Origin of the sequence: Polyangium sp. y55x31 (assembly GCF_029946505.1) — a bacterium.
Taxonomy (GTDB): domain Bacteria; phylum Myxococcota_A; class Polyangia; order Polyangiales; family Polyangiaceae; genus Polyangium.
In genome coordinates, this window is the sequence record NZ_JARZHG010000013.1 from 159,502 (window position 1) to 182,249 (window position 22,748).

A 22,748-nucleotide genomic window follows, 5' to 3' on the forward strand; every position below is an offset into this window, starting at 1 on the left:
CTGGGTCTGCGCGCGGGCCCCTGTGGGAGACGCGAAAATGGCGGCGGCCAAGGCGGCGGCCAACGACCTCGCGAGGCGCGTCGCGGGGGAGGTATCGAGGGTGCATTCTCGGGTGGGGTTCCACATGAGGATCGTCTCCGGCAAGAGCGACCCCGGGGACGGCTCCGGGGCGTGCCGGAGATGCTAGGGCTCGGCGCGAGGAGCGCACATTAACGATATTTAATCGTCCTCGCTGGGGACGACCGAGAAGGTCGCCGCGGGAGCCCGCCCGCGAAGGCCGAGCGGGCGGCGCGTCTCGCCGCGGACACCTGTTCCCATCCGCCCGGCTTTCTGCGATAAGTGCCGCTCGACGAACGAGGAGCGGCGCATGGCGGAGTCGAAGACATCATCGGACGTGGGGATCGTCGGGCTTTTTGGGATCCTCATCGGCGGGGCCTGCGTGCTCGTCGCCCTGGTCGGCGTGCTCAACACCGCGCTCGACCTCAATCTCGCGCTCTCGGTGTATGGCACGAGCACACCGCTGCCGAAGCACTGGGACGAGGTCGCAGGCGTCGCGGCGGCCGGCGTGCTCATCCTGGCGCTCACGGTCTTCGGCGGGTTCGTGCGCCGCAAGTTCAGCGAGGCCAAAGGCAAGCCGCTCTTGCGGGCCGGTATCCTCCTCGGCGCATTCGCCCTGCTCGTCATGGTCGGCCGCGGGCTCCAGGTCGTCGCGCTCACCATGACGTACGGGAGCATGCTCGCCTATTACTCGACCGACGGCGATCTCGACGACGTCAAGGCGGAACTCGCCGGGAAGCCCGACCGCTCGGCGCTCGACGAGGCCGTCGGCCGCGCAGCGCAATACAACAATGCGCCCGCCCTGGCCTTGCTGCTCGAAGCCGGCGCCGACATGCGCGAGTCGACCCGGCCCGAGTCCCACCGTCGCTGCCCGCTCCTCGGCCGGAGCTACGAATTCACCAAAACCGCCATCGACCACGGGATCAAGCCCGACGCGTGCCCCCGAGGCGAGACCGCGGTCTGGGAAGCCGTGCGATTCGGCAAAGACGACGACGAGACGGCCAAGAACGTCACGCTTCTCCTGAGCGCGGGCTGGTCCGCGTCCGCGACGCCGGATTTCGACAAGCGGTCGCCGAAGAAGGTCGCGGCCGAGAAGAAGTGGAGCAAGACGCTCCAGGCGCTCGGCGGCGCCGAATGAGCGCGTGGGGCAGGGGCTTTCAGCGCCGTTCCTGCCAGGGGATGATGGCGATTTCGCCGTTTCGCTCGACGATCGCGTACCGGATCTGATCGAGGCGGAGGAGGCCGTGCTGCACGTGCGCCGCCTCGAGGATGTCCTCTTCGTCGACGCTCAGCCACGCGAGCCGCTCGCGCAGGATACGTCCCTCCTCGATGATGACGAGCGGCGTGCCGTCGAGCCACCGCTCGAACCTCGTGCTCCTGCATTTGAGCCAGGACAAACCTAGCTCCAGGCTCACGAGCGTCCCCACGAGGATGATGGCGCCCGTGACGGAGTAGTCCTGCCCGAGCAGCGCTTGCTGCGTGCATTCGCTGATGATGAGCAGGAGCAGGAAATCGAAGGTCGTCACCGTCACGAGCGCGCGTTTGCCCGCGACGCGGAAGACGACGAGGAGGGCCATGTAAACGCAGACGGCGCGCAAGACGAGGTTCATGGCCACGGCCTCACGGGTACACGAAGAGCGAAAGGTCGAGCGCGGGGCTGCCCTCCTCGCCGAGGGAAAAGCGGAGGAGTCCGGGGCGCAAGGGTCGCACCACGAGCACGACGAGGCCCCCCGCTTCCATGCGCGGGAACGTGAAGATGCTTCGATCCGCGGCGATCTCGACCGACGAGGGTTCGGGGACGAATCGCTCCACGTGGCCGTGCTCGAAGAGGGCCTCCGAGGCGAAGATGCGGCGCGGGGCGGCGGCGCTCGGGGCGCGCGGGTGAATCTCGAAACGAATCATGCCGTCCACGCGTGCGAAGCGCTCGTACCGGACGAAAAAACCGGATTCGTCGCCGGCGAGGGCGTGGCTCAAGGGGCCATCTCCGAAGAGACCCGCGGCGGCGAGCAGCACGAACACGTAGAGCAGAGCCCTGCCGACGCTGCGGACGCGCCTGGTCGTGCGCTCGAATGCGAGGTCCTCGCTCGTTTCGAGATCGCCCGTCCGCTTGATTTCGACCACGGCTCCCCCTGCGGCCGTACCTTGGACCTGGCCGCGCGCGCGTCAATCGCTCGGTTTGTCCGGGGGGCGTCCTCGACGTACGCCGGCGCGGGAATACGGCGCCCGCCTTCTGCGTTCGTCGCGGATCATGCAACGTTTGTCGCTCCTCTCCGCCGCTCTTCTCCTCTCTGCTTGCGCCGCCACGCCGCGCGCGCTCGACGTCACGCGCCTCGAACGGGACGTCGCTGCGGCTGAAGCACGCTCGGGGGGGCGGCTCGGCGTCGCCGTGGTGGAGCCGAGCTCGGGGCAGCGATGGGTGCATCATGCCGGCGAGCGTTTTCCCCTGCAAAGCACGTTCAAGGCGCCGCTCGCCGCGGCGGTGCTCGCGCGCGTGGACGCGGGCGCGCTCGCGCTCGACACGAAGATCGAGGTGCGCCGCGACGACCTCAGCGTTTGCTGGAGCCCGCTCGCGGAGGCGTTTCAGGGCGAGGCGCAATCGTTCTCGCTGCTCGACCTCCTCACGCAATCCGTGGCCATCAGCGACAATACGGCCGCCGATGTGCTCATGCATCAAATTGGCGGACCCGACAGCGTCAATGCCCTGCTCTCCCGATCGGGCGTGACGGGGATGCGCGTCGATCGATACGAGCGGGATTTGCAGCTCCAGTTCCACGGGTTCGCCGCGTACGAGCCCGCGATGTCCACCTGCAAGGGGATGGACGCCGCGATCGAACGGCTACCGAAGGACGAACAACTGCGCGCTTTTGATGCGTACCTGCGGGATCCACGTGATACGACCACGCCCGAGGCCGCAGCGGATTTCCTCTTGAAGCTCGATCGCGGCGAGATGCTCACCCCTGCCTCGACGCGTGTCCTCCTCGACATCATGCACGGCGCGAAGACCGGGATTCGCAGGCTGCGCGCCGGTCTCCCGCCGGACGCGCGTTTGGCGCATAAAACCGGGACGTCGGCGGACACCGAGGGGCGCAATGGCGCCACGAACGACATCGGAATCGTGAGCCTGCCGGACGGGCGAAAGCTCGTGATCGTGGCCCTCTTGACGGATTCAAGCGCGCCGGAGGAGACACGCGAAGGAGCCCTCGCCGACGTCGCGCGGGCCGCGGTGGGGGCAATGACGATCCCGCAATGAGCAAGTGGTTCGTGTGGCTCAGAATGTCACAATGCCAATGGCGCATTCTGGCGCAATACCCAGCGTCCCTCGTGATTCCCAGGTGAATTAGCCTGATCCGGATTCGCGTCGAGCATGGCACATGCGTTGCTGATGCGGGCCGCGGAGGTTCGCTCATGGCTCATCTGTCCCGCGTCGCGCGTCTTTTCTTGGTCCTCGTCCCCGTCCTTTCGCTCGGAGCCATGGGATGCTCGAACGAGGTCACGTCCGGCGACGGCGACGGAGGCGGCGGGGAAGGCGGCGGGGAAGGCGGCGAATGCACGAAGTACGAGGGCGACGGCTGCACGCCCGGAGATACCGCTTCCTGCGACCTCCCGGAGGGATTCCCCCAAATCGACATGACGTGCCAGCTCGTGGCCAATTGCGAGACCGCGTGGGACTACATGGCTTGCAATACACCGCTCGTGCTCTCGTTCGATCAAGCGCCCGTCGAGTACGGGATCGACGCGACGCGCACGTTCGAGCTCCAGAATCGCGAAAGCCAGGTGACGGATTGGCCGACGGCGCGCACGCCGTGGCTCGCCCTCGACCGCGATGGCAGCGGTGCGATTGAAGACGGCTCCGAGCTCTTCGGATCGATGTCCCCGCTCGCGAGCGGCCGCACGGCGCCGAACGGCTTCGTCGCCCTGCGCGAGCTCGACCAGAACCACGACGGGCGCATCGACGCGCTCGATCCGTCCTTCTCGAGCCTGCTCGTCTGGGCCGACCACGACGCCGATCGGCGCGCGGCGCCGGCCGAGCTCCAGAGCGCCGCGGCGATCGAGATCGAATCGATCTCCCTCGATTACGTGTCCGTGCCCCGCTGCGACGCGCGCGGCAATTGCGAGGTCGAGCGCGCGCCCTTCGTGTACCGCGACGCCGCCGGCGTGCGTCGCACGGGCACCGTGATCGACGTGCGCCTCCCCCCGCAGCGCTGACGCCGAGGCGCCGTCCTCGGCCGAACGATACCGTACGATCTCGTACGATGTTCGTTTGAGTGCAAATATGTCTTGCACGAAGGCCCGCACGCCCCCCGGCCCTCGTGCTAGACTCGGACGCACGCCAGACGAGCCTGCGAAATGGATCCATCTCCGGAAAAAAACGGCGTTTCCGCCACGCGGACGCCCCTCCCGTCGCCACGCGCGCAGGGTCTCCTCTCCGCGCTCCTCGTCGACGCCTCGCCCATCGATCTTCGCCTCGTGGGCCGCACCTTGCTCCACGCGGCGCTCGTCGGGGCCGGGGCGGGCGTCGTCGCGGTCGTGTTTTTCGCCGCGATCGAGCTCCTGGATCGATTTTTCCTCTCGGGGCTCGCCGGCTACCGCGCCCTCCGCGCCGCGGGCGAGTCCTTCTTCGGCGAGCACGCCGCGGGGACGTTCCGGCCGTGGCTCCTCATGCTCTTGCCCGCGTTCGGCGGCCTCGCGAGTGGCCTCGTCACGCGCCTCGCCCCCGAATGCCGCGGCGGCGGCGGCGACGCGATGATCGAGGCCTTCCACCGCCACGGCGGCGTCATCCGGCGGCGCGTCGTCTGGGTGAAGGCGCTCGCGTCCGCGCTCACGCTCGGGACGGGCGGCGCGGGCGGCCGCGAAGGGCCCACGATGCAGATCGGCGCGGCGTTCGGCTCGTTCGTCGCCGGCACCTTGAAGGTCTCGGCCCGCGAGCGGCGTATCCTCATGATCGCCGGCGTCGCGGCCGGCATGAGCGCGATCTTCCGGACGCCGCTCGGCGCAGCCCTCCTCGCCACCGAGGTCCTTTATCGCGACGACGTGGAGAGCGACGCGCTCATCCCCGCGCTGCTCGCGAGCGTCATTTCGTATTCGGTCTTCATCTCCGTCTTCGGCGAGGCCACGCTCTTCGCGCATGCGCCGCGGTATCCGTTCGTCCCGGCGCACCTGCCCTTGTATGCGCTGCTCGCGATCTTCGTCGCGCTTTGCGCCATCGTCTTTCTCAAGGTGATGGCGTTCGTGAAGCGCGCCTCCGCGCGCCTGCCCGTCCCCGACTGGGCGCGCCCCGGCGTCGGCGGCCTCGCGCTCGGGCTCGTGGCGGTGCCTTTGCTGATGCTCCTCGCCGCGCGGCACCTCGTGCCGGATGGGCAGGGGATCGGGGTGCTCGGCGGCGGTTATGGCGCCGCGCAGGTGGCCATCACGGGCGCGTCGGTGTTGCCCGAGGGCTGGCAGGGCGTCGAGCTGCTCATCGTGCTCGCGGCCATCAAGATCGTCGCGGCCTCGCTCACCATTGGCACGGGCGGCAGCGCGGGTGATTTTGCGCCCTCGCTGGCGATCGGCGGGCTCGTCGGGGGCGCGTTCGGCCGCATCGCGGCGCTCTCGATCGGCGACCCGCGCATCGATCCCGGCGCGTTCGCGCTCGTCGGCATGGGCACGTTTTACGGGGGCGTCGCGCACGTGCCGCTCGGCTCGCTCGTCATGGTCTGCGAGCTCGCGGGCAGCTACGACTTGCTCGTCCCGCTCATGCTCGCCGAGGGCATTGCGTTCGTGGCGCTGCGCGACCGCTCGCTTTATTCGGCGCAGGTCCCCACGCAGCGCGACTCCCCCGCGCATCCGCCGGGCGTGCTCGACGTGCTCCGCTCCCTCAAGGTCGCCGACGTGATGATCGCCGGCCGGCCTTATGTTCATTTTGGCCTCGCGACGCCCGTGCCCGAGGTCCTCCGCCTCGCGGCGGACACGGGCTGGCAGGACGTGTTTCCCGTGATCGACGAGCAGGGCAAGATGGCCGGGGTCATCACGAGCGACGTCGTGCGCCTGCTCGCCACGGAGCGGGATCTCGAACCATTGACCCTCGCGGCCGACGCCATGCAGCCGCCGGTCACCGTGCGGCCGGACGACGATTTGAGGAAGGCGACCGAGGTGCTGCTCGCGCAGGGCGTGCGGGAAGTGCCCGTCGTGGACGATGCCGGCAGGATCGTGGGTTTCCTCGACGAATCCGAGGTGGGGCGCGCCTACCTGGACGCGACGCCGCGCGAAGAGCGGGCGGCTTGATCCTCGTTTGACCGCGGGGCGCGGCGCGGTTCGAGCGCGCCCTCGCTCCGCTCCCCCATCGCTTCCCGAGCCTTTCGGGGTCACGATTGCTGCGCGTCACGTTCACGCGGCACACGGCATCGGACTCGCATGCGCGGGGGTGGGAGCCTTCCGCGAAGACCGCGGCAGGCATTCAACCGGAAGGAGACGATCATGACCCGTATATTCCGGCCCCTGCTCGCCTCGCTTGCAATCGGGCTCTTCGCGTTGCCTGGCATTGCAGTGGCCAACCAGGAAGCCCAGTCGCTCCACGAGCAGTACAAGGACGCCAAGAAGAGCGAGATCGCGTTCGCCAACCTGCCCACCGCGGCGCAGAACGCCATCCGGACCTGGGCCGAGGGCGGCGAGATCAAGAAGGTCGAGCAGGTCACGCTGAAGAGCGGCGAGATCCAATACAAGGCAGAGATCAAAAAAGGGAAAGAGAAACTCGAAGTCGCCGTGACCCCGGACGGCAAGACCGTCGCCCGAGGCGAGGACATCGATTAGCGGAGCCTCCGCGTCCCGCTGAAGCGAGCTCGCGGGTCCCGCGGGCTCGCTTTCGCATGTCTGAAGTTGACTCGAACGACCAGATGAGTCAACTTGGTTTCGATGGTCGCACGACGTAGCCAGAAGCCCCGCGATCCTGCGCGGCGCCAGCGCATCCTCGAAGCGGCGCGGCGGCACTTCACCCAGCACGGCTTCAAGGGGACGAACCTCGACGCGGTCGCGGCCGAGGCGGGCTGCGCGAAGGGCGCGCTCTACCTCGAGTTCGCCGACAAGGAGTCGCTTTTGCGCGAGGTCGTCGAGCAGGCGTTCGCGGCGATCGGCGCGCGGTATGCCGAGGAGGTCATGTCGATCGAGTCGCCGCTCGAGCGGCTCGTGGCCACGCTGCGCTTCGCGTATCGACAGCTCCTCGCCGACCCGATGTTCGGCAAGCTCCTCCGCGAGGACCCGGATCTGCGCGCGCTCGGGCTCACCTCCGATTCGCAGAAGGTCGAGCAAGGCAAGGCGCAGCTCGCCATGATCCGCGGCTGGGTCGACGAGGGAATCGCGCGGGGCGAGATCCGCGCCGACATCGATCGCGACGCGGTCCCGATCGTGATCGGGGTCCTGCGCTTCGCGCCGCAGCACCTCGGCATGATCGCCGAGCTCGGCCTCTTTTCGACCGAGCGCGCGCTTGACGCGATGGTCGACGTCTTTCGCGCGGGCCTCTCCGCGCCGAAAAGCCCGCTGCCCGCGAAAAACGCTCTGCCCACGCCCACGAGGAGATCCAAGCGATGACCACCACGCATGCAATCGAGGTAGAGGGCCTGACGAAGCGCTTCGGCAAGGCCACGGCCGTCGACGGTGTCACGTTCGCGGTCGAGCCCGGCGAGGTCTTCGGGTTCATGGGCCACAACGGCGCGGGGAAAACCACGACGCTCCGCATGCTCCTCGGCCTCACGCCGATCACGTCCGGCACGGCGCGTGTCCTCGGCCGGCAGGTCGGTCCCGAGACGCTCGAGATTCGCCGCACCGCCGGGTATTTGCCGGCGAACTACACGCTCCCGCCGGACATGACGGCCCGCCAGTTCTTGCATTACGTGGGCGCCATGTTCGCGCTCCCGCGTGAAGTCGTCACGCAGCGGGCCGAGGCGCTCCTTCGGCGCTTCGACCTCGTGCGCGACGCGGATCGAGCGCTCCGCGGCTTCTCCACCGGCATGGCGCAAAAGGTGGGGCTCGCCCAGGCGCTCATCAACGAGCCGCGTGTGCTCTTGCTCGACGAACCCACCTCCGGCCTCGATCCGCTCGGTCGGCACGAGCTCTTGGAGCTGCTCCGCGAGCTCGCGCAGGGCAAAGGCGTCACGGTCCTCTTTTCGTCGCACATCCTCTCCGACGTCGAAGCGCTTTGCCGCCGCGTGGCGGTCCTGCATCGCGCGCGGCTCGTCGCATTCGGCGACGTCGATCGCCTCAAAGAGCAGCACGCGGCGCGCACGATGGATGACCTCTACCTCGCGCTCGTCCGCAAGGAGGCCGCGTGATCCGGCTTCTGTGGCTCGACTATCTGGCGACCTTGCGCGAGCGCAAGACGTGGCTCTGCGGCGCCATGCTTCTCTACGCGGTCCTCTCCATTCCGGTCATCCTCGCGCGCCCGCCCGCGCACGTGGCGGATGCGATCGCCGCGTGGTTCGGCCACGGCGGCTCGTTCGTGATCTTCATGTACGTGTGGATCGACCTCGCGATGAACAAGATCATCGCGTTCCTCCCGGTCGTCCTCGCGAGCGGCATCGTCCTGCGCGAGCGTGACATCGGCGTGCTCCCGCTCCTCGCGGCGAAACCCCTCTCGATGCCGCGGTATTTCGCGCTCCGCGCCGTCAGCGTGTGCGCCGTCATGGCCACGCTCCACGTGGGCGCGCAGCTCCTCGGCCTCCTGTATTTTTCCGCGCGCGTCCCCGGCTTTCAGCCCCTCACCTTCCTCGCCGCGATGACGCCGCACCTGTTTGCCGCGATCTTCGCGACCGGTTTTTCGGCCGCGATCGCCGGCTGGGTGAAGCATCGGGGCGCTTCCGCGTTGATCGGGCTCGCCGTGCTCGGCCTGCTCCTCGGTTTGTCGCTCGTCGGGTTTTACCAGCCCGCGTGGCGGACCTTGACGCTCGTGAACCCGATGTCGCTCGGCGCGCTCGCCCTCGGAAACCTCGATCACCTCGGCGCGGCTGACCTCGCGCCGCCGATATTTGCGCTCTCGATCCTCTCGATCGCCGCGATCGCGATCGGCGCCGCCGGCGTGCGCCGCATGGAGGCTTGATCATGTCCGAGACTGCTTCCCTCCGAGATTATTTTCTCCTCGAAGCACGGCACACGCCGCGCCGCGCGCCGATCGCGGCCGCGATCCTCGGCGGCCTCTGCGTGCTCGCGACGCACGAGCTCCTCGTGCGTTTCCCTCCGAGCGCGATCCACTTCCTCGAACGGGCCTTCGACCTCCAGGGGATCGCGGCGGTCCTGCTCATCAACGACCTGATGGCGGCCTATTTCGCTCCCTTTTTCGTGGGGCTCGCGGGCCTGCTCGGCGCCATCGTCACAGCGCGTGAAGAGGATCAACTCGAAGTCCTGCTCGCGAAGCCCATGCGCGCCCGCGTTCTCCTCGCCGCGCGCGTCTGGCCCATCCTCGGCGCCGCGGCGGGGGCCGGCGCGGCCGTCTCGATCGTCACGGGGCTCTCGATCGCCGCCCATCTCGTGCCGGGTGACATGGTCAGCGCCGCCGGCGCGCTCGGCGGCGGGCTATTTCTGACGGCGTTCGCTTTGCTCCTGCTCGTGATGCTCCTGCCGCTCCTCGTGCGCATGCGCGACGCTTTCCACGCGCTGCTCGTCGGATCCCTCGTGTGGCTCGCGCCCCTCATGCCGTCGGCCGTCATGATCTATCGCCCGGACCTTTACGAAGGCCGCGCGGCCCTGCGATCCGCGATCACCCTGCCGAGCCTCGTCTGGCACGACGCCGCGGCGGCGTGGGTCGGACCTTTGGCGCTCCTCCTTTCGGCCCCGCTCTGCGCGCTCTTCGTGCGGATCGCAGGGCGCGTGCTCGAACGGACCGACACCCGGTGACGTGACCCAGCGGAATGCATGGCCCGGCCTTGACGTGCGCCGGCCGGTGCTGTCCGATGCGTGCCGAACGCCCCGGACGGTCCCGGCTTCGTCGAGCCGCGCAACGTAGGACGGGGCGAGCATTCACCTGGTGGGAGACATGCAATCTCGATCCGTTCCACGCACGCGCGCCGCGCGCACAAGGCTCCGCGGCGCGACGATCGGCTGGTTTTGCCACAGCCTGATCCTCGCCGCGCTCGCAGGGTGTAGCAGCGAAGGACGTCCCTCGGACCCGCAGCAAAATGCGGGCGCGAGCGCGCCGGCCGCAGCCCCGACAAACCCGACCGAGGCAATCGATCTCGACGCCGTCATGCGGCGGACGCACTTCGGTTATCGCGCCGAAGGCGGCGTGTTCTCGGCCGGTCACGCGACGTATGCCGTCAAGGCGAGCCCCGAGGCGCTCACGGTGTGGCCGAGCGAGAGTGACCTCATCGCGCCGGAGGAGGGCACGACCGCGCCGTTCGTCGCGTCGCTCGAGAGCATCACCCGCGGCGGAAGGTCGCTCGCGGAAGGTCGCTCCGGCAAAGCCGCGGTCCGGCCCGACGCGAGCCTCGGCATCCAGCGCGGCGCCGTGGTCGAGCACCTCGAAAACGACGAAGAGGGCGTGGAGCAGAGCTTCGAATTCGCCGAGCGCCCGGCGGGCGAGGGCGACCTCGAGGTGAAGATCGCCGTGACGGGCGAGGCGTTCCTCGGCGAGACCGAGGGAGGCTTGCACTTCGCGGATCCCGTGACCGGGCTCGGCGTGCGTTACGGCGTGGCCACGTGGATCGACGCCAAGGGCGTGCGCACGCACGTCGACGCGGATTTCGTGGACGGGCGCATCGTGATGCGCGTGCCGTCTTCCGTGCTCGAAACGAGCGCGTATCCGGCGGTGCTCGACCCCGTGATCGGGCCCGAGATCGCGATCGACACGCCCGTGTATGCCGCGACGAACCGAGGCCAGTACGAGACGGTCGTTTCGTACGCGGGCGGGACCTTCCTCGTCGTCTGGATGGACGAGCGTTATCAGAGCACGGCGGACGTGTACGGCGTGCGCGTGTCGACGGCCGGCACCGTGCTCGATACGTCGGGCATCCCGATCGCGGTCGCGAAGGGCAACCAATCGCAGCCGGTCGTGGCGACCAACGGCACGGACTGGATGGTCGCCTGGGTCGACAGCCGCAACAGCGCCGACGACATCTACGCCGCCCGCGTCACCGCGGCCGGTGTCGTGCAGGATCCGAACGGGATCGCGGTCACGAGCGGCGGCGGCAAGAGCTACCCGTCGATCGCGTTCGACGGCACGAACTACTTCATCGTGCACGCGCTCTCGAGCCAAGTTCGCGGCAACTTCGTGGGGACGAACGGCACGGTGAACCCGTCGAACGTGGCCATCGCGTCGTCGACGTACAGTGCGAACGACACGGCGGTCTCCTGGAACGGCACGAACTACCTCGTCGCGTACAACAGCTACACGGGGTCGACTTATTACCGCGTCGCCGCGCGACGTGTATCTCCGGCCGGCACCGTGCTCGACGCGAGTGACATCGTCGCCTGCAGCGGCTCGTCGATTTGCCCGTACTCGCAGTTCGGGATCGCGTCGGATGGGGTGAACTGGCTGCTCGCGTGGGACAACTACAACAGCTCGAACAGCATCTACGGCCAGCGCATCTCGTCGGCCGGCGCGATCATGGACGCGGGGAACGGGTTCACCATCGGTAACGGCGTCCTCAACACCGATCCCGCGCAGGTCACCGTCACCTTCGCGGGCAACGGCTACGGCGTCTTCTGGGACGATTCGAACCAGGCCTTCGGCGCTCGCGTGAGCTCGGGCGGCGCGGTGCTCATCGGGGCCACGCCGCTGACGAGCGAGATGGGCAGCCGCAGCTACGTCGGCGCGGCGCACGACGGGACGAACTTCTACGCGGCCTTCTACGACACGCGTGGCTCCACGGCGAACAACGTAGGCGACATCTACGGGCTGCGCCTGTCGAACGCGCTCGTCAAGATCGACGCCGCGAGCACGCTGCTCTCCCGCGCGGCGAACGACGAGCGTTCTCCGCGCGCCGCCTTCAACGGGACGAACTGGCTCGTCGTCTGGGAGGACGCGCGCCCGGGACTCACGAACGACATCTGGGGCGCGCGCCTCTCCAGCACGGGCGCCGTGCTCGACGCCGCGGGCATCGCGATCTCGGAAGGGACGAACTCGCAGTACGTGCCCGTGGTCGCGGCGAACGGCGTCGACTGGCTCGTCGCCTGGCAGGACCGGCGCAGTGGAGCCGGCAACGACGACATCTTCGCCACGCGTGTCTCCAGCACCGGCGCCGTGCTCGACGCCGGCGGCATCCCGGTGAACACGGCGGCCGGCAACCAGACGAACCCCGCCGTCGCCGCGGACGGGACGAACTGGCTCGTCACGTGGCGCGACGCCACGAGCGCGGAGATCTTCGCCGCGCGCGTCGCGCCGTCGTCGACCGTGCTCGATCCCGCGGGCATCAAGGTCTCGACCGGCGGCGGGTCGCTGCCCGCGGTCGCGTACAACGGCACGAACTACCTCGTCGCCTGGACCAAGCCGACGAACGCGAACGACATCTTCGGCTCGCGCGTGACGCCCGCCGGCGTGGTCCTCGACGCGGGCGCGCTCGCGATCCCCGTCTCGGCCGTCGTGGGCTCGGCGGAGACGAACGCCGCGGTCGCGTCGAACGGGGTGGACTGGTTCGTCGCCTGGAACGACGACTCCAACGTGCGCGGCGCCCGCGTCAACGCCGCGGGCACGGTGCTCGACGTCGTCGGCATCAACGTGAGCAGCGCGGCGAACACCCAGAACTTCCCCGCCACGGCCTGGGACGGCACGCAGTACTGGGTCGTCTGGCAGGACGATCGTACGACCCAGAACTATCAAGACGTCTACGGCGCGCGCATCTCGAGCACCGGCACGAACAAGGATGCGAGTGGGTTCGTCGTGGCGAACGACGCGCTGCAGCTCGAGCTCCGGCCGCAGCTCGCGGCGGGAAAGCCGCAGGAGGTCCTCGCGGCGTATTACCGGTTCGATCAGCAGCAGCCGTACGGCTCGGAGCGGGCCCGCGCGCGTGTCCTCTCGGACGTCTCGCCCGGCGCGAACGGCGCGGCGTGCTCGATCGGCGCGCAATGCGTGAGCGGCTTCTGCGCGGACGGCGTCTGCTGCGACGCGGCCTGCACGAGCACCTGCCAGGCGTGCACCGCGGCGAAGAAGGGCGCGGGCGCCGACGGCGTCTGCGGACCGATCAAGGTCGACACCGATCCCGACAACGAGTGCACCGATCAGGGCGCGAACTCGTGCGGCACGAACGGGAGCTGCAACGGCGCGGCCGCGTGCAAGCTCTACGCCTCGGGCACGAGCTGCGGCTCGACCTGCAATGCCGGCTCGCTCCAGCCGCGGACCTGCGACGGCGCCGGCACGTGCGCGGCGAGCGGCATGGCGACGAGCTGCGCGCCGTACGCGTGCGGGGCGAACATGTGCAAGACCTCGTGCACGACGGGCGCGGATTGCGCGTCCGGCTTCTCGTGCGTGGGCGGCGCGTGCGTGGGCCTGCTCGGCAACGGCGCGGTGTGCACGGCGAACTCCGATTGCCAGTCGGCGAACTGCGTCGACGGCGTCTGCTGCAACACGAGCTGCACGGGCACGTGCCAGGCGTGCTCGGCGGGCAAGAAGGGCGCGGGCGCGGACGGCACGTGCGGGCCGATCGTGGCCGGCGCCGATCCGGATAGCGACTGCTCGGCCGAGGCGGCCTCGACCTGCGGCCGGACGGGGCAATGCAATGGCGCGGGCGCCTGCCAGCTCCACGCGGCGGGCACGTCCTGCGGCAGCCCGCTCTGCCAGGGCACGGTGCTGAAGGGCCAGGTCTGCGACGGCGTGGGCACGTGCATCCCGTCCGCCACCGGGCAGGACTGCGCGCCGTACGCGTGCTCCGGCGGCGCTTGCCAGGGCGCGTGCACGACGAACGCCGATTGCGCGGCGGGCAATGCCTGCGTCATGGGCTCGTGCATCCCGCCGCTCGCGAACGGCGGCGCTTGCATGACGAACGGGCAATGCGCGTCGGGCTTCTGCGTCGACGGCGTCTGCTGCAACACGGCGTGCGGCGGCCTCTGCCAGGCGTGCACCGTGGCGAAGAAGGGCAGCGGCACGGACGGCGTGTGCGGGCCGATCGCGCTCGGCGTCGATCCCGACAACGAGTGCGTGACGCAGGCGGCGTCGAGCTGCGGACAAACCGGCGTTTGCAGCGGCTCGGGCGCTTGCCAGCTCCATCCGCAGGGCACCTCCTGCGGCGTGAGCACCTGCCAGGGCAGCACGGTCACGGGCCAGATCTGCAATGGGTCGGGCCAGTGCGTGAACGACGCGATGGGGCAGGACTGCGCGCCGTACGTCTGCTCGGGCGGCACGTGCAAGAACCCCTGCACGAACAGCAACGAGTGCTTGCCGGGCAATGTCTGCTCGGCCGGCGCTTGCAAGCCCGCGGGCTCGCCGGGCGCGCCTTGCTCGACCGCGTCGGAGTGCGGCTCGGGCTTCTGCGTGGACGGCGTCTGCTGCGACGCGGCTTGCAACGGCGGGTGCGAGGCGTGCTCCACGGCGAAGAAGGGTCAGGGCGCGGACGGCACGTGCGGCCCGATCAAGAACGGCACGGATCCGGATAACGAGTGCGCGGCCCAGGTGCCCACGACCTGCGGCCAGAACGGCCAGTGCAACGGCAATGGCGCGTGCGCCCTCTACGCGTCCGGCACGCAATGCGCGCCGGGCAAGTGCACTGGGACCACGCAGACGAACCCGTCCCAGTGCGACGGCAGCGGCACGTGCGTCGCGGGCACGGATACGCAATGCGTGCCCGGCTATGCGTGCGACGGGACGAAGTGCGCGACGAGCTGCACGGAAAACAGCCAATGCGCCCCGGATTACGAGTGTGACACCATCATGGAGTGGTGCGTGCCCTCCATGAGCGGCGTCGGCGGTGCCGGCGGCGCGGGTGGCAGCGGCGGCGCGGGCGGCAATGGTGGCAACGGCGGCGCGGGCGGCAATGGCGGCGCCGGTGGTGCCGGTGGTAATGGTGGTGCCGGCGGCGCCGGTGGTGATGGCGGCATGGGTGGCATGGGCGGCCGCCCGGCGGGCGCGGGCGGCGGACAAACGACCGACGACGGCGGCGGCTGCGGCTGCCGGACGGCGTCGGAGTCCTCCACGGCCGGCGGCATGGGCGCTCTGCTCGTCGTCGCGGCCTTCGGCCTGCGGCGTCGTCGTCGCTCGGCCTGAGTCTCTCCTTTCGTTTTCCCTCCTCGCCGCGCCCTGACCGGGGCGCGGCGTCCCTCCTCCGAAAGCCGAGATCGAAGACCCGCCGACGCGGTCGTCGCAATCTTTTGTTCCTCCACGGGTAACATTAGGTAACATCCGGCCACCTTGGGTAACGACGCACCTCCCAGGCGGCCCGCGACCTTGCTCACGACGAACGAGGTCGCGGCGCTGCTTCGTGTTCATCCGAAGCACGTCTACCGGCTCCTCAAACGTGGGCTCCCCGCGCGCCGCGTCGGCGACGAGTGGCGTTACGACGAGGCCGACGTGCTCGCGTGGAGCCGGGGCGCGCCGGCCGTGGAGCCGGCGGAGACGCCCGAGGTTTCCCCTCCGCCCTTGCTCGCCGCGAACGGAGACCTCGCGATCGAGGCCTTGTTCGACGAAGGTCGCGAGCGCTCCGCGCCGCTCGTGGGCTTCGTCCTTTCGGATCACGCGACCGGCCTCGCGCGCCTGGAGAGCGGCGTGGTGCTCGGCGCGGGTTGCCACGGCGACCATGCACCGGCGTCGCTCGGCGGCGAAAAGCTCGCGTGGCTTCACCTCGCCGTGCGTGAGCTCGGCATCGCCCATCGAAAGGGCCTGCGGCTGCGCAGGATCTCCGGCATCGTGGGGCGCAGGCTCGCGTCGCGGCCGAGGACTGCGGGCATTCGCCGCCATCTCGACGAGGCCTTGTCCCGCGAGGGCGTCGAGCCCGAGCGCGCGTACATGCGCGCCGAGGAGTATCGATCCCACAGAGACGCGGTCATGGCTGTCGCGCGTGGGGACGCCGAGGTCGCGCTCGCGTCGCGCGCGTGGGCAGCGCACGCGGGGCTCGGGTTCACGCCCGTCGTGGCGGAGGCGTATGGCCTCGTGTTTCGCGCTGTCCACCTCGGCGATCCCCGCGTCCTCGCGCTTTGCGAGCTCGCCCAGACCGGGAGATACCGCGAAAGGCTCGCGCACCACGCGGGGTACGACACGACGCGCGCCGGGCATTTGCAGCTCGGAAGGAGCCATTCTTGAAATCGATCCGACAAACCATCCTGGTCGGCGCGCTCGCGGCCCTCTTCTCGCCGCGCCCGGCGCTCGCCCTGGATTGCAGTGCCCTGCCAAACCCCGTCTACATCCAGAGCGGGGATACGCAGGAGCCGCTCCTCAAGGCGCTCGGCGAGAAGCTCCGCGCCTCGCAGGCGAACCCGATGACGCTCGTCTACAAGACGAGCGGCTCGTGCACGAACATCGACGCGATGTACAAGGGCACGAAGCTCGCGACGAACCCGCTCTACATCCCCTCGGTCGCCGAGGATCCGACGTGGGATCCGAGCAAGCCCGCGCCGCAGTGCACGATCGACCCGAATGGCGTCCCGCTCGACCTCGCCATCTCGGCGCTTTTCGTGAGCTCCTGCGATCCCTCGCCGCCGCCTGCCGGCATGGGCCTCTTCCAGGGGCCCGTGCAGCCGTACGTCTTCATCGTCCCGGAGGCGAGCTCGCAGCGCGCGATCACGGCGGAGGAGGCCTATTTCATCTTCGGCTTCGGCGCTTCGGGCAAAGTCGAGCCCTGGACCGACGAGTCGCTTTATTTCATCCGCACGACCACGAAAAGCACACTCCTCACGATGGCCGCGGCCATCGGCGTGCCGGGCGCGAAATGGAAAGGGGTGATGCTCGACAAATCCTCCGAGGTCCTGAACGGCGTCGCCACCTCGCCGAGCCCCGAGAAGACGATCGGCATCCTCGGCGCCGAGATCTACGACGCCAACCGGGACAAGGTCGAAGCGCTCGCGTTCCAGGCGTTCAAGCAAAAGCACGCCTACTACCCCGATTCCACGGCGACGTCCTTCGACAAACGCAACGTGCGGGACGGCCATTACACGATCTGGTCCCCGACGGTGTATCTCGCGCCGGTCGACGCGCAGGGGACCGTGACGAACCCCCGCGTGCGGTACCTCGTCGACATGATCCTCTCGAAGACCGTCGCTCCCGCGCCGGAGTTCGATCCGCTCGACGTCGTCATCGCGAAGGGCCTCGTCCCCGATTGCGCGATGAAAGTCACGCGTTCCTTCGAAGGAGGCGATCTTTCGCTCTACACCCCGTCCGAGCCGTGCGGGTGTTTTTACGAGAGCCGCGTGGGACAACCGAGCGCCACGTGCAAGACGTGCGGCGGGGACGGCGAATGCGGGGGTGGCAAGTGCCGGCACGGCTTTTGTGAGGCGAAACCCGGGACGATGCGCTTCGAATCGTCGAGAGCTTGCCGGGTGTCGCGCGCGGCGGGTATTTCGGGGGAGGGCTCGTCCTCTGGGGCGCAGCGCCCGGCGATAGCCGCGTCACCGTGGACGGCGTCGAGATTCCGGTCCTTTACCACGGCAATGGCCTTCGCGGCGTGCTTCCCTCTGGCCTCGTGCAATCCATCGATCTCGCGCCCGGCGCGTATGGCGCCGAGTACGGCCGCGCGCTCGGTGGCCTCGTCCGCGTGACCACGAAAGAGCTCCCGACGGAGGGGATTCACGGATCGATCGGCGCGGATTTCCTCGATGCCGCGGGCATGGTGAGCGCCGCCGTGGGCGATCGCGTGCGCGTCGCGGCCGCGGCGCGCGCGAGCCATTTCGATCGACTCGTCTCCGCCGTGGCCCCGCCGAGCGTCCTCGACGTCGTTCCCATTCCTCGGTATCACGATTACCAGCTCAAGGCTTCCCTCGCACTCCGGGAGGACGAGGAGCTCTCGGCGGTGCTCCTCGGCGCGGGGGATGCGCTCACGCGCGCGCAGCCGTCGTCCGACCCCGCGAACGCGCGTGTCGAATCGACCGAGACCTCCTTTCAACGATTCTATCTGCGTTACACGCGCGCCCTGCCCGACGGCACGAATATCGTCCTCGTGCCCTTTTTCGGACGGGATCGAGATCAGCGACAGGTCTCGTTCGGCGGCGTGCCGCAGGCGCGGGACACGCTCACGTGGCGGTATGGCCTGCGCGCCTCGTATCGCGCCCCGAGCACGCGCGCCGTCGTCTTGACGGCCGGCGTGGACGCCCTCGCGTCCCGCGCGAGCTTGTTTCGCCAGGGCTCGCTCACGTTGCCTCCGAGGGAAGGGGATGTTTACGTTTTTGGCCAGCCGCCGGGGAGCGACGTGAATGCTGACGATTGGAGCACCAACATCGTCGACGTCGGCCCTTTCCTCGTCGCGGAGCTACGCCTCGGGCCCTTTCTCGTCACGCCGGGGCTGCGTGCCGACCTTTTCCTCGTGGAGAATTCCCGCGGCACGCCGCGCGTCGGACAAACCCCCGGCATCGGCTCGTCCCACCTCTTGCCGGCGCTGGATCCGCGGCTCTCGGTGAGTGTGTCACCCGTAGAGCACGTGACGTTCTCCGCGAGCGGCGGTCTCTACCACCAGCCACCCGCGGCCGAGGACCTTGGCCCGGTGTTCGGCACGCCAAACCTCGAGCTCTCGCGCGCGGTGCACGCGAGCGCCGGCGCGTCCGTGCGCCTGCCCGCGGGCCTCGACGTCGAGGTGACCGGCTTTTTCGTGAACCTCGACGACCTCGTGGTCCGCAGCCGGCTCCCCACCCCGAAGCTCGCCGCCGCCCTCACGCAGGACGGCGAAGGCGAGAGCTTCGGCATGCAAGTCCTCGCGCGTAGGCAGCTCCGGAATGGGCTTTACGGATGGATCGCCTATACCGCGAGCCGCAGCGAGCGACGCTACACGGAGGATGCATCCTCGCGGCTCTTCGATCACGATCAGACGCACGTCCTCACGGCGACGGCCGGCTACGAATGGCGCGGGTGGACCTTCGGGATCCGGTTTCGCCACGCCACGGGCGCGCCGCGCACGCCCGTCGTGGGCTCGTTCGACGACGTGACGATCGGCCGCTTCCAGCCGATCTTCGGCGCGCAGAATGGGATTCGCCTTCCGAGCTTCCAGGCCCTGGATCTTCGCGTGCAGAAGACGATCGCCGTGCGCCGCGTCTCGGTCGTTCTTTCCCTCGACATCACGAACGTGACGAACCAGGAGAACCCCGAGGAGATCGTTTACAACTACGACTTCAGCCGCAAGGGCCTCCTCTCCGGTTTGCCCGCGCTGGCCATTCTGGGCGCGAGGGTCGAGCTGTGAAACGCAGCGCTTCGTGGGCCACGACGTTCCTCGTCCTCGCGGGGTGCTTCCCTCCCGAAGCCGAGCGCGAGTCGCTCGTGACGGATCCGCGGATCCTCGCGGTGCGCAGCGAGCCGCCCGAATCGAAGCCCGGCGAATCCGTCGCGTACGAGGCGCTCGTGGTGACGCCGGACGGCGAGCTCGAGGGCGCCGCCGTGGTTTGGGCTTTTTGCGCGGCGCCGAAGCCACTCACCGAAAACGGTTCGGTCAGCGCCGCGTGCCTCGGCGATGCCGTGCGGCCCATCGCGGGCGTCTCCGTGAGCGTGACGGCAACGACGCCGCCCGACGCGTGTTCGCTTTTTGGCCCCGATACGCCGCCCGGCGATTTCCGCCCGCGGGACCCGGACGCGACGGGCGGGTTTTACCAGCCAGTCCGCCTCGAAGCCCTGGAGCGGACCGCGTTCGTGTTCGAGCGGATCACGTGCAACTTGCCGAATGCGCCGCTCGACGTCGCCGTGGAGCTCGCCGCGCGCCACGTTCCCAATCGGAATCCGAAGCTCCTCCCGCTGCGTGCGTTCGTGAACGGCGCGCCCGCGTCGCTCGACGCCATGCCTGCGGGCGCGGACGTGAGATTCGAGGTCGGATGGAGCGCCGAGGACGCCGAGGTGTATCCCGCCTTCGACCCGAGAAAGCAGGCGCTCGTGGATCAGCGCGAGGCATTACGTGTATCCTGGTATGCCACCGCGGGGACCTTCGAGAGTGATGTGACGGGACGGGCAACCGACGACATGGGGACCGTGGTGTCGAACGCATGGCGCGCGCCCGACGAGCCTTCGAGGGTGTTCTTGTGGCTCGTGCTTCGGGACGGGCGCGGCGGGACCGATTTCGCGAGGTACGTGCTCGACGCCGGCTCTCCGCCGTAGAGCGGGGCGCGTGAAACGGCGGCCCGCTTCGGGTAAACTCTGCCTCGCATGACGCCGCCCACGCACCTCCTCGTCGCGAACCCCCAGGCCCAGAGCGGGCGTAATGCGGCGCGTATCGAGGTCGCGTTGCGTCTGCTTCGTGCGGCTGGGCTTCCCACGCGCCTCGTGCCGACGCAGCCCGGCGGACGGACCGTGCAGGTGGTGCGGGACGCGCTCGCGGAAGAGCCCTATCGATGCGTCATTGCCATGGGGGGCGACGGGACGTTCCGCGAGGTCGCCGAGGGGCTGCTCGAAAGCCCGCGAAAGGACGCGGTTACGCTCGGAATGCTGCCCGCGGGGACCGCGAACAACCATGGCCTGAGCTTCGGGTTGCGGGCAGGGGAGGGCGCGCTCGCGCGGAACGTCCATGTCCTCGCGGCCGCCCGGGAGACGCGGCTCGACGCGGGGGCGCTCCACGCAATGGTCGGCGCCGGCAGGACGATCGAGCGCGCGACGTTTTTCGATTCGGTAGGCTTTGGCATTGGAGCCGCGGTCATCGCGGCGCGCAACGTGGATCGGGATCGTGCCCGGCATCTCGGCCGGGCCTTCGCACTTTATCGCGATGAGCTCGTGTATGCGGGTGCCTTGATCCGCACGCTCGTTTCTTCGCCGAGCACGGACGTCGATTTCGTCGCCGACGTCGTCGCCGATGGATTCCGCTACGAAGCACGGCTCACGGAGCTCTTGATTCGAGGGACACGCGTTTACGCGGGCGGATGGGTGGTCGATCCGACGTCACGCCACGACGACGGCCTCTTCGAGGTATTCCCCTTTTCCACCCGTCGCGATTGGCTCAGCCGCGCCACGTTTGGCCTGTCCGTCGGCCTCCTCGCGCGCGCCGGGCTCGTCGCCCCGGCTGCGCCTCCAGGGACGCGGAGGGCTTCGCGGATCGACGTCCACTTCCGCGTCCCCGAGGGCGGCGTGCCCCCGCCTTGTCAGCTCGACGGCGAAGAATTCCCGCGCGCCGAGCGAGTTTCGATCGAGGTCCTCCCTCGCGCCTTGCGGCTGATCGTTCCGGACGAATGATCCTCCGATCCGTTTGAGGACAAAACGTTTGACGACGCTGCCCGTTCGGGGAACGATGTCACCGTGTCCACGAGAGGAGGCGAGCAGACCCGACGTTCCTTCCTCGCGGCTGCGGGTGCCCTCTCGCTTTCCGCGCTGATCTCCGGCTGTCGTCGCGCTCCGGGCGCGGAGACGGACGAGGCGGAAGAGCTCCCCGAGGTCCGCTTGCCACCGCCGCCCGTGCGTGGCGCCGGGCGGCATGCGGGCGCGCGGCTCGTGTTTTACGCCGAGTCCGTTGGCATCGGCGCCGCGATCGATCGCGCGCTCGCGCAGCGGTTCGCCCGGGACACGGGCGCTGCCGTGGAGGTCGTCCTGCGCCCGCGTGACGCGACCGAGACCTATGCGAGTTACCTGCGCCTCTTCCAGGCGCGCTCCGCCGCCGTGGACGTGCTCTCGCTCGACATCGTCTGGCCCGGCATTTTCGCCCCGCATTTGCTCGACCTCGGCGAGGCGCTCGGGGGCCTCGCGGCCACGCACCTCGAAGCCGCCATCCGGAACGATACCGTGCAAGGGCGGCTCGTGGCCATGCCCTATTTCACGGATTTCGGCATGCTTTATTACCGGACGGATCTTCTCCAGAAATACGGATTCGGGGCGCCGCCGACGACCTGGGACGAGCTCGAACGGATGGCGAAGACGATTCAAAGCGGGGAGCGCGCACGCAGCCGCGCGTTTGCCGGATTCGTCTGGCAAGGCAAGGCCTACGAGGGGCTCACCTGCAATGCGCTCGAGTGGATTCATTCGTACGGTGGAGGCGCGATCCTGGAGGGCCGCGAGCCCACGATCAACAACCCGCGGGCCGCGCAGGCCCTCGCGCGTTTCCACAGGTTCGTCGGGACGATCTCGCCGATTGGCGTGACTGGGTATGAGGAGGAGGACGCGCGCAACGTGTTTCAGGGAGGAAACGCGGCCTTCATGCGCAACTGGCCGTACGCGTACGCGGCCGGCAATACGAAGGGCTCACGGATCGAGGGGCTCTTCGACGTCGCGCCGCTGCCGCACGAGCCTGGCTTCGAGAGCAGCGCGACCCTGGGCGGCTGGACGCTCGGCATCTCGAAGTATTCGCGGTTTCCGGACGCGGCCACCGCGTTCGTGGGGTATCTCTGCTCCCCCGAGGTGCAACGCTTCCGGGCGCTCGTCGGCGGTTACATTCCCACGATTCCCGCGGTGCAAAGTGATCCGGACGTCGCCCGGGTGCTACCTTTCCTCGAACGGGTGCGGGGAGCGACGCTCGTCGCGAGGCCGTCGAACCAGGCGGGGGCGAGGTACAACGAGGTCTCCATCGCGTTTTATCAAGGCGTGAGCAAGGCGCTGTACGGGACGGACCCCGAGAAGGCGCTGGAGCAGATCGATCGGCGCATCCGGCGCTCGCTGCGGTGAGGAAAACGGGATGAGCACGACGGCGAGCGGGGCGGAAAAG

Annotated in this window: 17 protein-coding genes; 15 read left to right on the forward strand and 2 right to left on the reverse strand. The window is 69.1% G+C overall.

Annotated elements, in window-relative coordinates; translation table 11 throughout:
- The first annotated feature begins 367 nt into the window (after nt 1-367).
- Nucleotides 368-1,195: a hypothetical protein gene (locus tag QHF84_RS23370; RefSeq protein WP_281315598.1), complete on the forward strand. Its 828-nt coding sequence runs from the start codon at nt 368-370 to the stop codon at nt 1,193-1,195.
- A 19-nt stretch (nt 1,196-1,214) separates the two neighbouring features.
- On the opposite strand, the gene QHF84_RS23375 is transcribed toward QHF84_RS23370, so the two are convergent.
- Complete coding sequence (locus QHF84_RS23375; protein ID WP_281315599.1) at nt 1,215-1,667, reverse strand: YetF domain-containing protein; 453 nt, start codon at nt 1,665-1,667, stop codon at nt 1,215-1,217.
- 10 nt (nt 1,668-1,677) lie between these two features.
- Nucleotides 1,678-2,178 carry a hypothetical protein gene (locus tag QHF84_RS23380; RefSeq protein WP_281315600.1) on the reverse strand — a complete coding sequence of 167 codons (501 nt, stop codon included), beginning with the start codon at nt 2,176-2,178 and terminating at the stop codon, nt 1,678-1,680.
- Between the two features lie 127 nt (nt 2,179-2,305).
- Between QHF84_RS23380 and bla the strand changes: the two genes are divergently transcribed.
- The 14 genes from bla (at nt 2,306) to QHF84_RS23450 (ending at nt 22,708) form a co-directional block, all read left to right on the forward strand.
- Nucleotides 2,306-3,307, forward strand: coding sequence for a class A beta-lactamase (gene bla, locus QHF84_RS23385; RefSeq protein ID WP_281315601.1), 1,002 nt, complete (start codon nt 2,306-2,308; stop codon nt 3,305-3,307).
- A 155-nt stretch (nt 3,308-3,462) separates the two neighbouring features.
- Nucleotides 3,463-4,263, forward strand: a complete 801-nt coding sequence (locus tag QHF84_RS23390; protein WP_281315602.1) for a calcium-binding protein — start codon at nt 3,463-3,465, stop codon at nt 4,261-4,263.
- A gap of 141 nt (nt 4,264-4,404) precedes the next feature.
- Nucleotides 4,405-6,318, forward strand: coding sequence for a chloride channel protein (locus QHF84_RS23395; RefSeq protein WP_281315603.1), 1,914 nt, complete (start codon nt 4,405-4,407; stop codon nt 6,316-6,318).
- Between the two features lie 192 nt (nt 6,319-6,510).
- Nucleotides 6,511-6,843, forward strand: a complete 333-nt coding sequence (locus tag QHF84_RS23400) for a hypothetical protein (protein ID WP_281315604.1) — start codon at nt 6,511-6,513, stop codon at nt 6,841-6,843.
- Nucleotides 6,844-6,945: 102 nt separating this feature from the next.
- The gene (locus QHF84_RS23405; RefSeq protein ID WP_281315605.1) at nt 6,946-7,617 is read left to right on the forward strand and encodes a TetR/AcrR family transcriptional regulator; all 672 of its coding nucleotides are present in this window, start codon (nt 6,946-6,948) and stop codon (nt 7,615-7,617) included.
- On the forward strand, nt 7,614-8,357 hold the full coding sequence (locus tag QHF84_RS23410; RefSeq protein ID WP_281315606.1) for an ABC transporter ATP-binding protein: 744 nt from the start codon (nt 7,614-7,616) through the stop codon (nt 8,355-8,357). Before QHF84_RS23405 ends, QHF84_RS23410 begins: the two co-directional genes overlap by 4 nt.
- On the forward strand, nt 8,354-9,121 hold the full coding sequence (locus QHF84_RS23415; protein ID WP_281315607.1) for a hypothetical protein: 768 nt from the start codon (nt 8,354-8,356) through the stop codon (nt 9,119-9,121). Before QHF84_RS23410 ends, QHF84_RS23415 begins: the two co-directional genes overlap by 4 nt.
- Nucleotides 9,122-9,123: 2 nt before the next feature.
- Complete coding sequence (locus QHF84_RS23420) at nt 9,124-9,915, forward strand: hypothetical protein (protein WP_281315608.1); 792 nt, start codon at nt 9,124-9,126, stop codon at nt 9,913-9,915.
- A gap of 139 nt (nt 9,916-10,054) precedes the next feature.
- Nucleotides 10,055-15,211 (forward strand): MYXO-CTERM sorting domain-containing protein, encoded by a 5,157-nt coding sequence (locus tag QHF84_RS23425; RefSeq protein WP_281315609.1) that lies wholly within the window; start codon nt 10,055-10,057, stop codon nt 15,209-15,211.
- A gap of 144 nt (nt 15,212-15,355) precedes the next feature.
- Complete coding sequence (locus tag QHF84_RS23430) at nt 15,356-16,243, forward strand: helix-turn-helix transcriptional regulator (RefSeq protein WP_281315610.1); 888 nt, start codon at nt 15,356-15,358, stop codon at nt 16,241-16,243.
- Between the two features lie 1,225 nt (nt 16,244-17,468).
- Complete coding sequence (locus QHF84_RS23435; protein ID WP_281315611.1) at nt 17,469-19,322, forward strand: hypothetical protein; 1,854 nt, start codon at nt 17,469-17,471, stop codon at nt 19,320-19,322.
- Nucleotides 19,319-20,224, forward strand: coding sequence for a hypothetical protein (locus QHF84_RS23440; RefSeq protein WP_281315612.1), 906 nt, complete (start codon nt 19,319-19,321; stop codon nt 20,222-20,224). The genes QHF84_RS23435 and QHF84_RS23440 overlap by 4 nt, the downstream gene beginning before the upstream one ends.
- A gap of 48 nt (nt 20,225-20,272) precedes the next feature.
- Nucleotides 20,273-21,289, forward strand: a complete 1,017-nt coding sequence (locus QHF84_RS23445) for a diacylglycerol kinase family protein (RefSeq protein WP_281315613.1) — start codon at nt 20,273-20,275, stop codon at nt 21,287-21,289.
- 63 nt (nt 21,290-21,352) lie between these two features.
- Nucleotides 21,353-22,708: an ABC transporter substrate-binding protein gene (locus QHF84_RS23450; RefSeq protein ID WP_281315614.1), complete on the forward strand. Its 1,356-nt coding sequence runs from the start codon at nt 21,353-21,355 to the stop codon at nt 22,706-22,708.
- Nucleotides 22,709-22,748: the final 40 nt, after the last annotated feature.

Bases quoted from the DNA above. Each gene is read 5' to 3' on its own strand.
- QHF84_RS23420 (WP_281315608.1), top strand. From the start codon at position 9,124: ATGTCCGAGACTGCTTCCCTCCGAGATTATTTTCTCCTCGAAGCACGG.
- QHF84_RS23375 (WP_281315599.1), bottom strand. From the start codon at position 1,667: ATGAACCTCGTCTTGCGCGCCGTCTGCGTTTACATGGCCCTCCTCGTC.
- QHF84_RS23405 (WP_281315605.1), top strand. From the start codon at position 6,946: ATGGTCGCACGACGTAGCCAGAAGCCCCGCGATCCTGCGCGGCGCCAG.
- QHF84_RS23390 (WP_281315602.1), top strand. From the start codon at position 3,463: ATGGCTCATCTGTCCCGCGTCGCGCGTCTTTTCTTGGTCCTCGTCCCC.
- QHF84_RS23400 (WP_281315604.1), top strand. From the start codon at position 6,511: ATGACCCGTATATTCCGGCCCCTGCTCGCCTCGCTTGCAATCGGGCTC.
- bla (WP_281315601.1), top strand. From the start codon at position 2,306: ATGCAACGTTTGTCGCTCCTCTCCGCCGCTCTTCTCCTCTCTGCTTGC.
- QHF84_RS23410 (WP_281315606.1), top strand. From the start codon at position 7,614: ATGACCACCACGCATGCAATCGAGGTAGAGGGCCTGACGAAGCGCTTC.
- QHF84_RS23370 (WP_281315598.1), top strand. From the start codon at position 368: ATGGCGGAGTCGAAGACATCATCGGACGTGGGGATCGTCGGGCTTTTT.
- QHF84_RS23425 (WP_281315609.1), top strand. From the start codon at position 10,055: ATGCAATCTCGATCCGTTCCACGCACGCGCGCCGCGCGCACAAGGCTC.
- QHF84_RS23445 (WP_281315613.1), top strand. From the start codon at position 20,273: ATGACGCCGCCCACGCACCTCCTCGTCGCGAACCCCCAGGCCCAGAGC.
- QHF84_RS23395 (WP_281315603.1), top strand. From the start codon at position 4,405: ATGGATCCATCTCCGGAAAAAAACGGCGTTTCCGCCACGCGGACGCCC.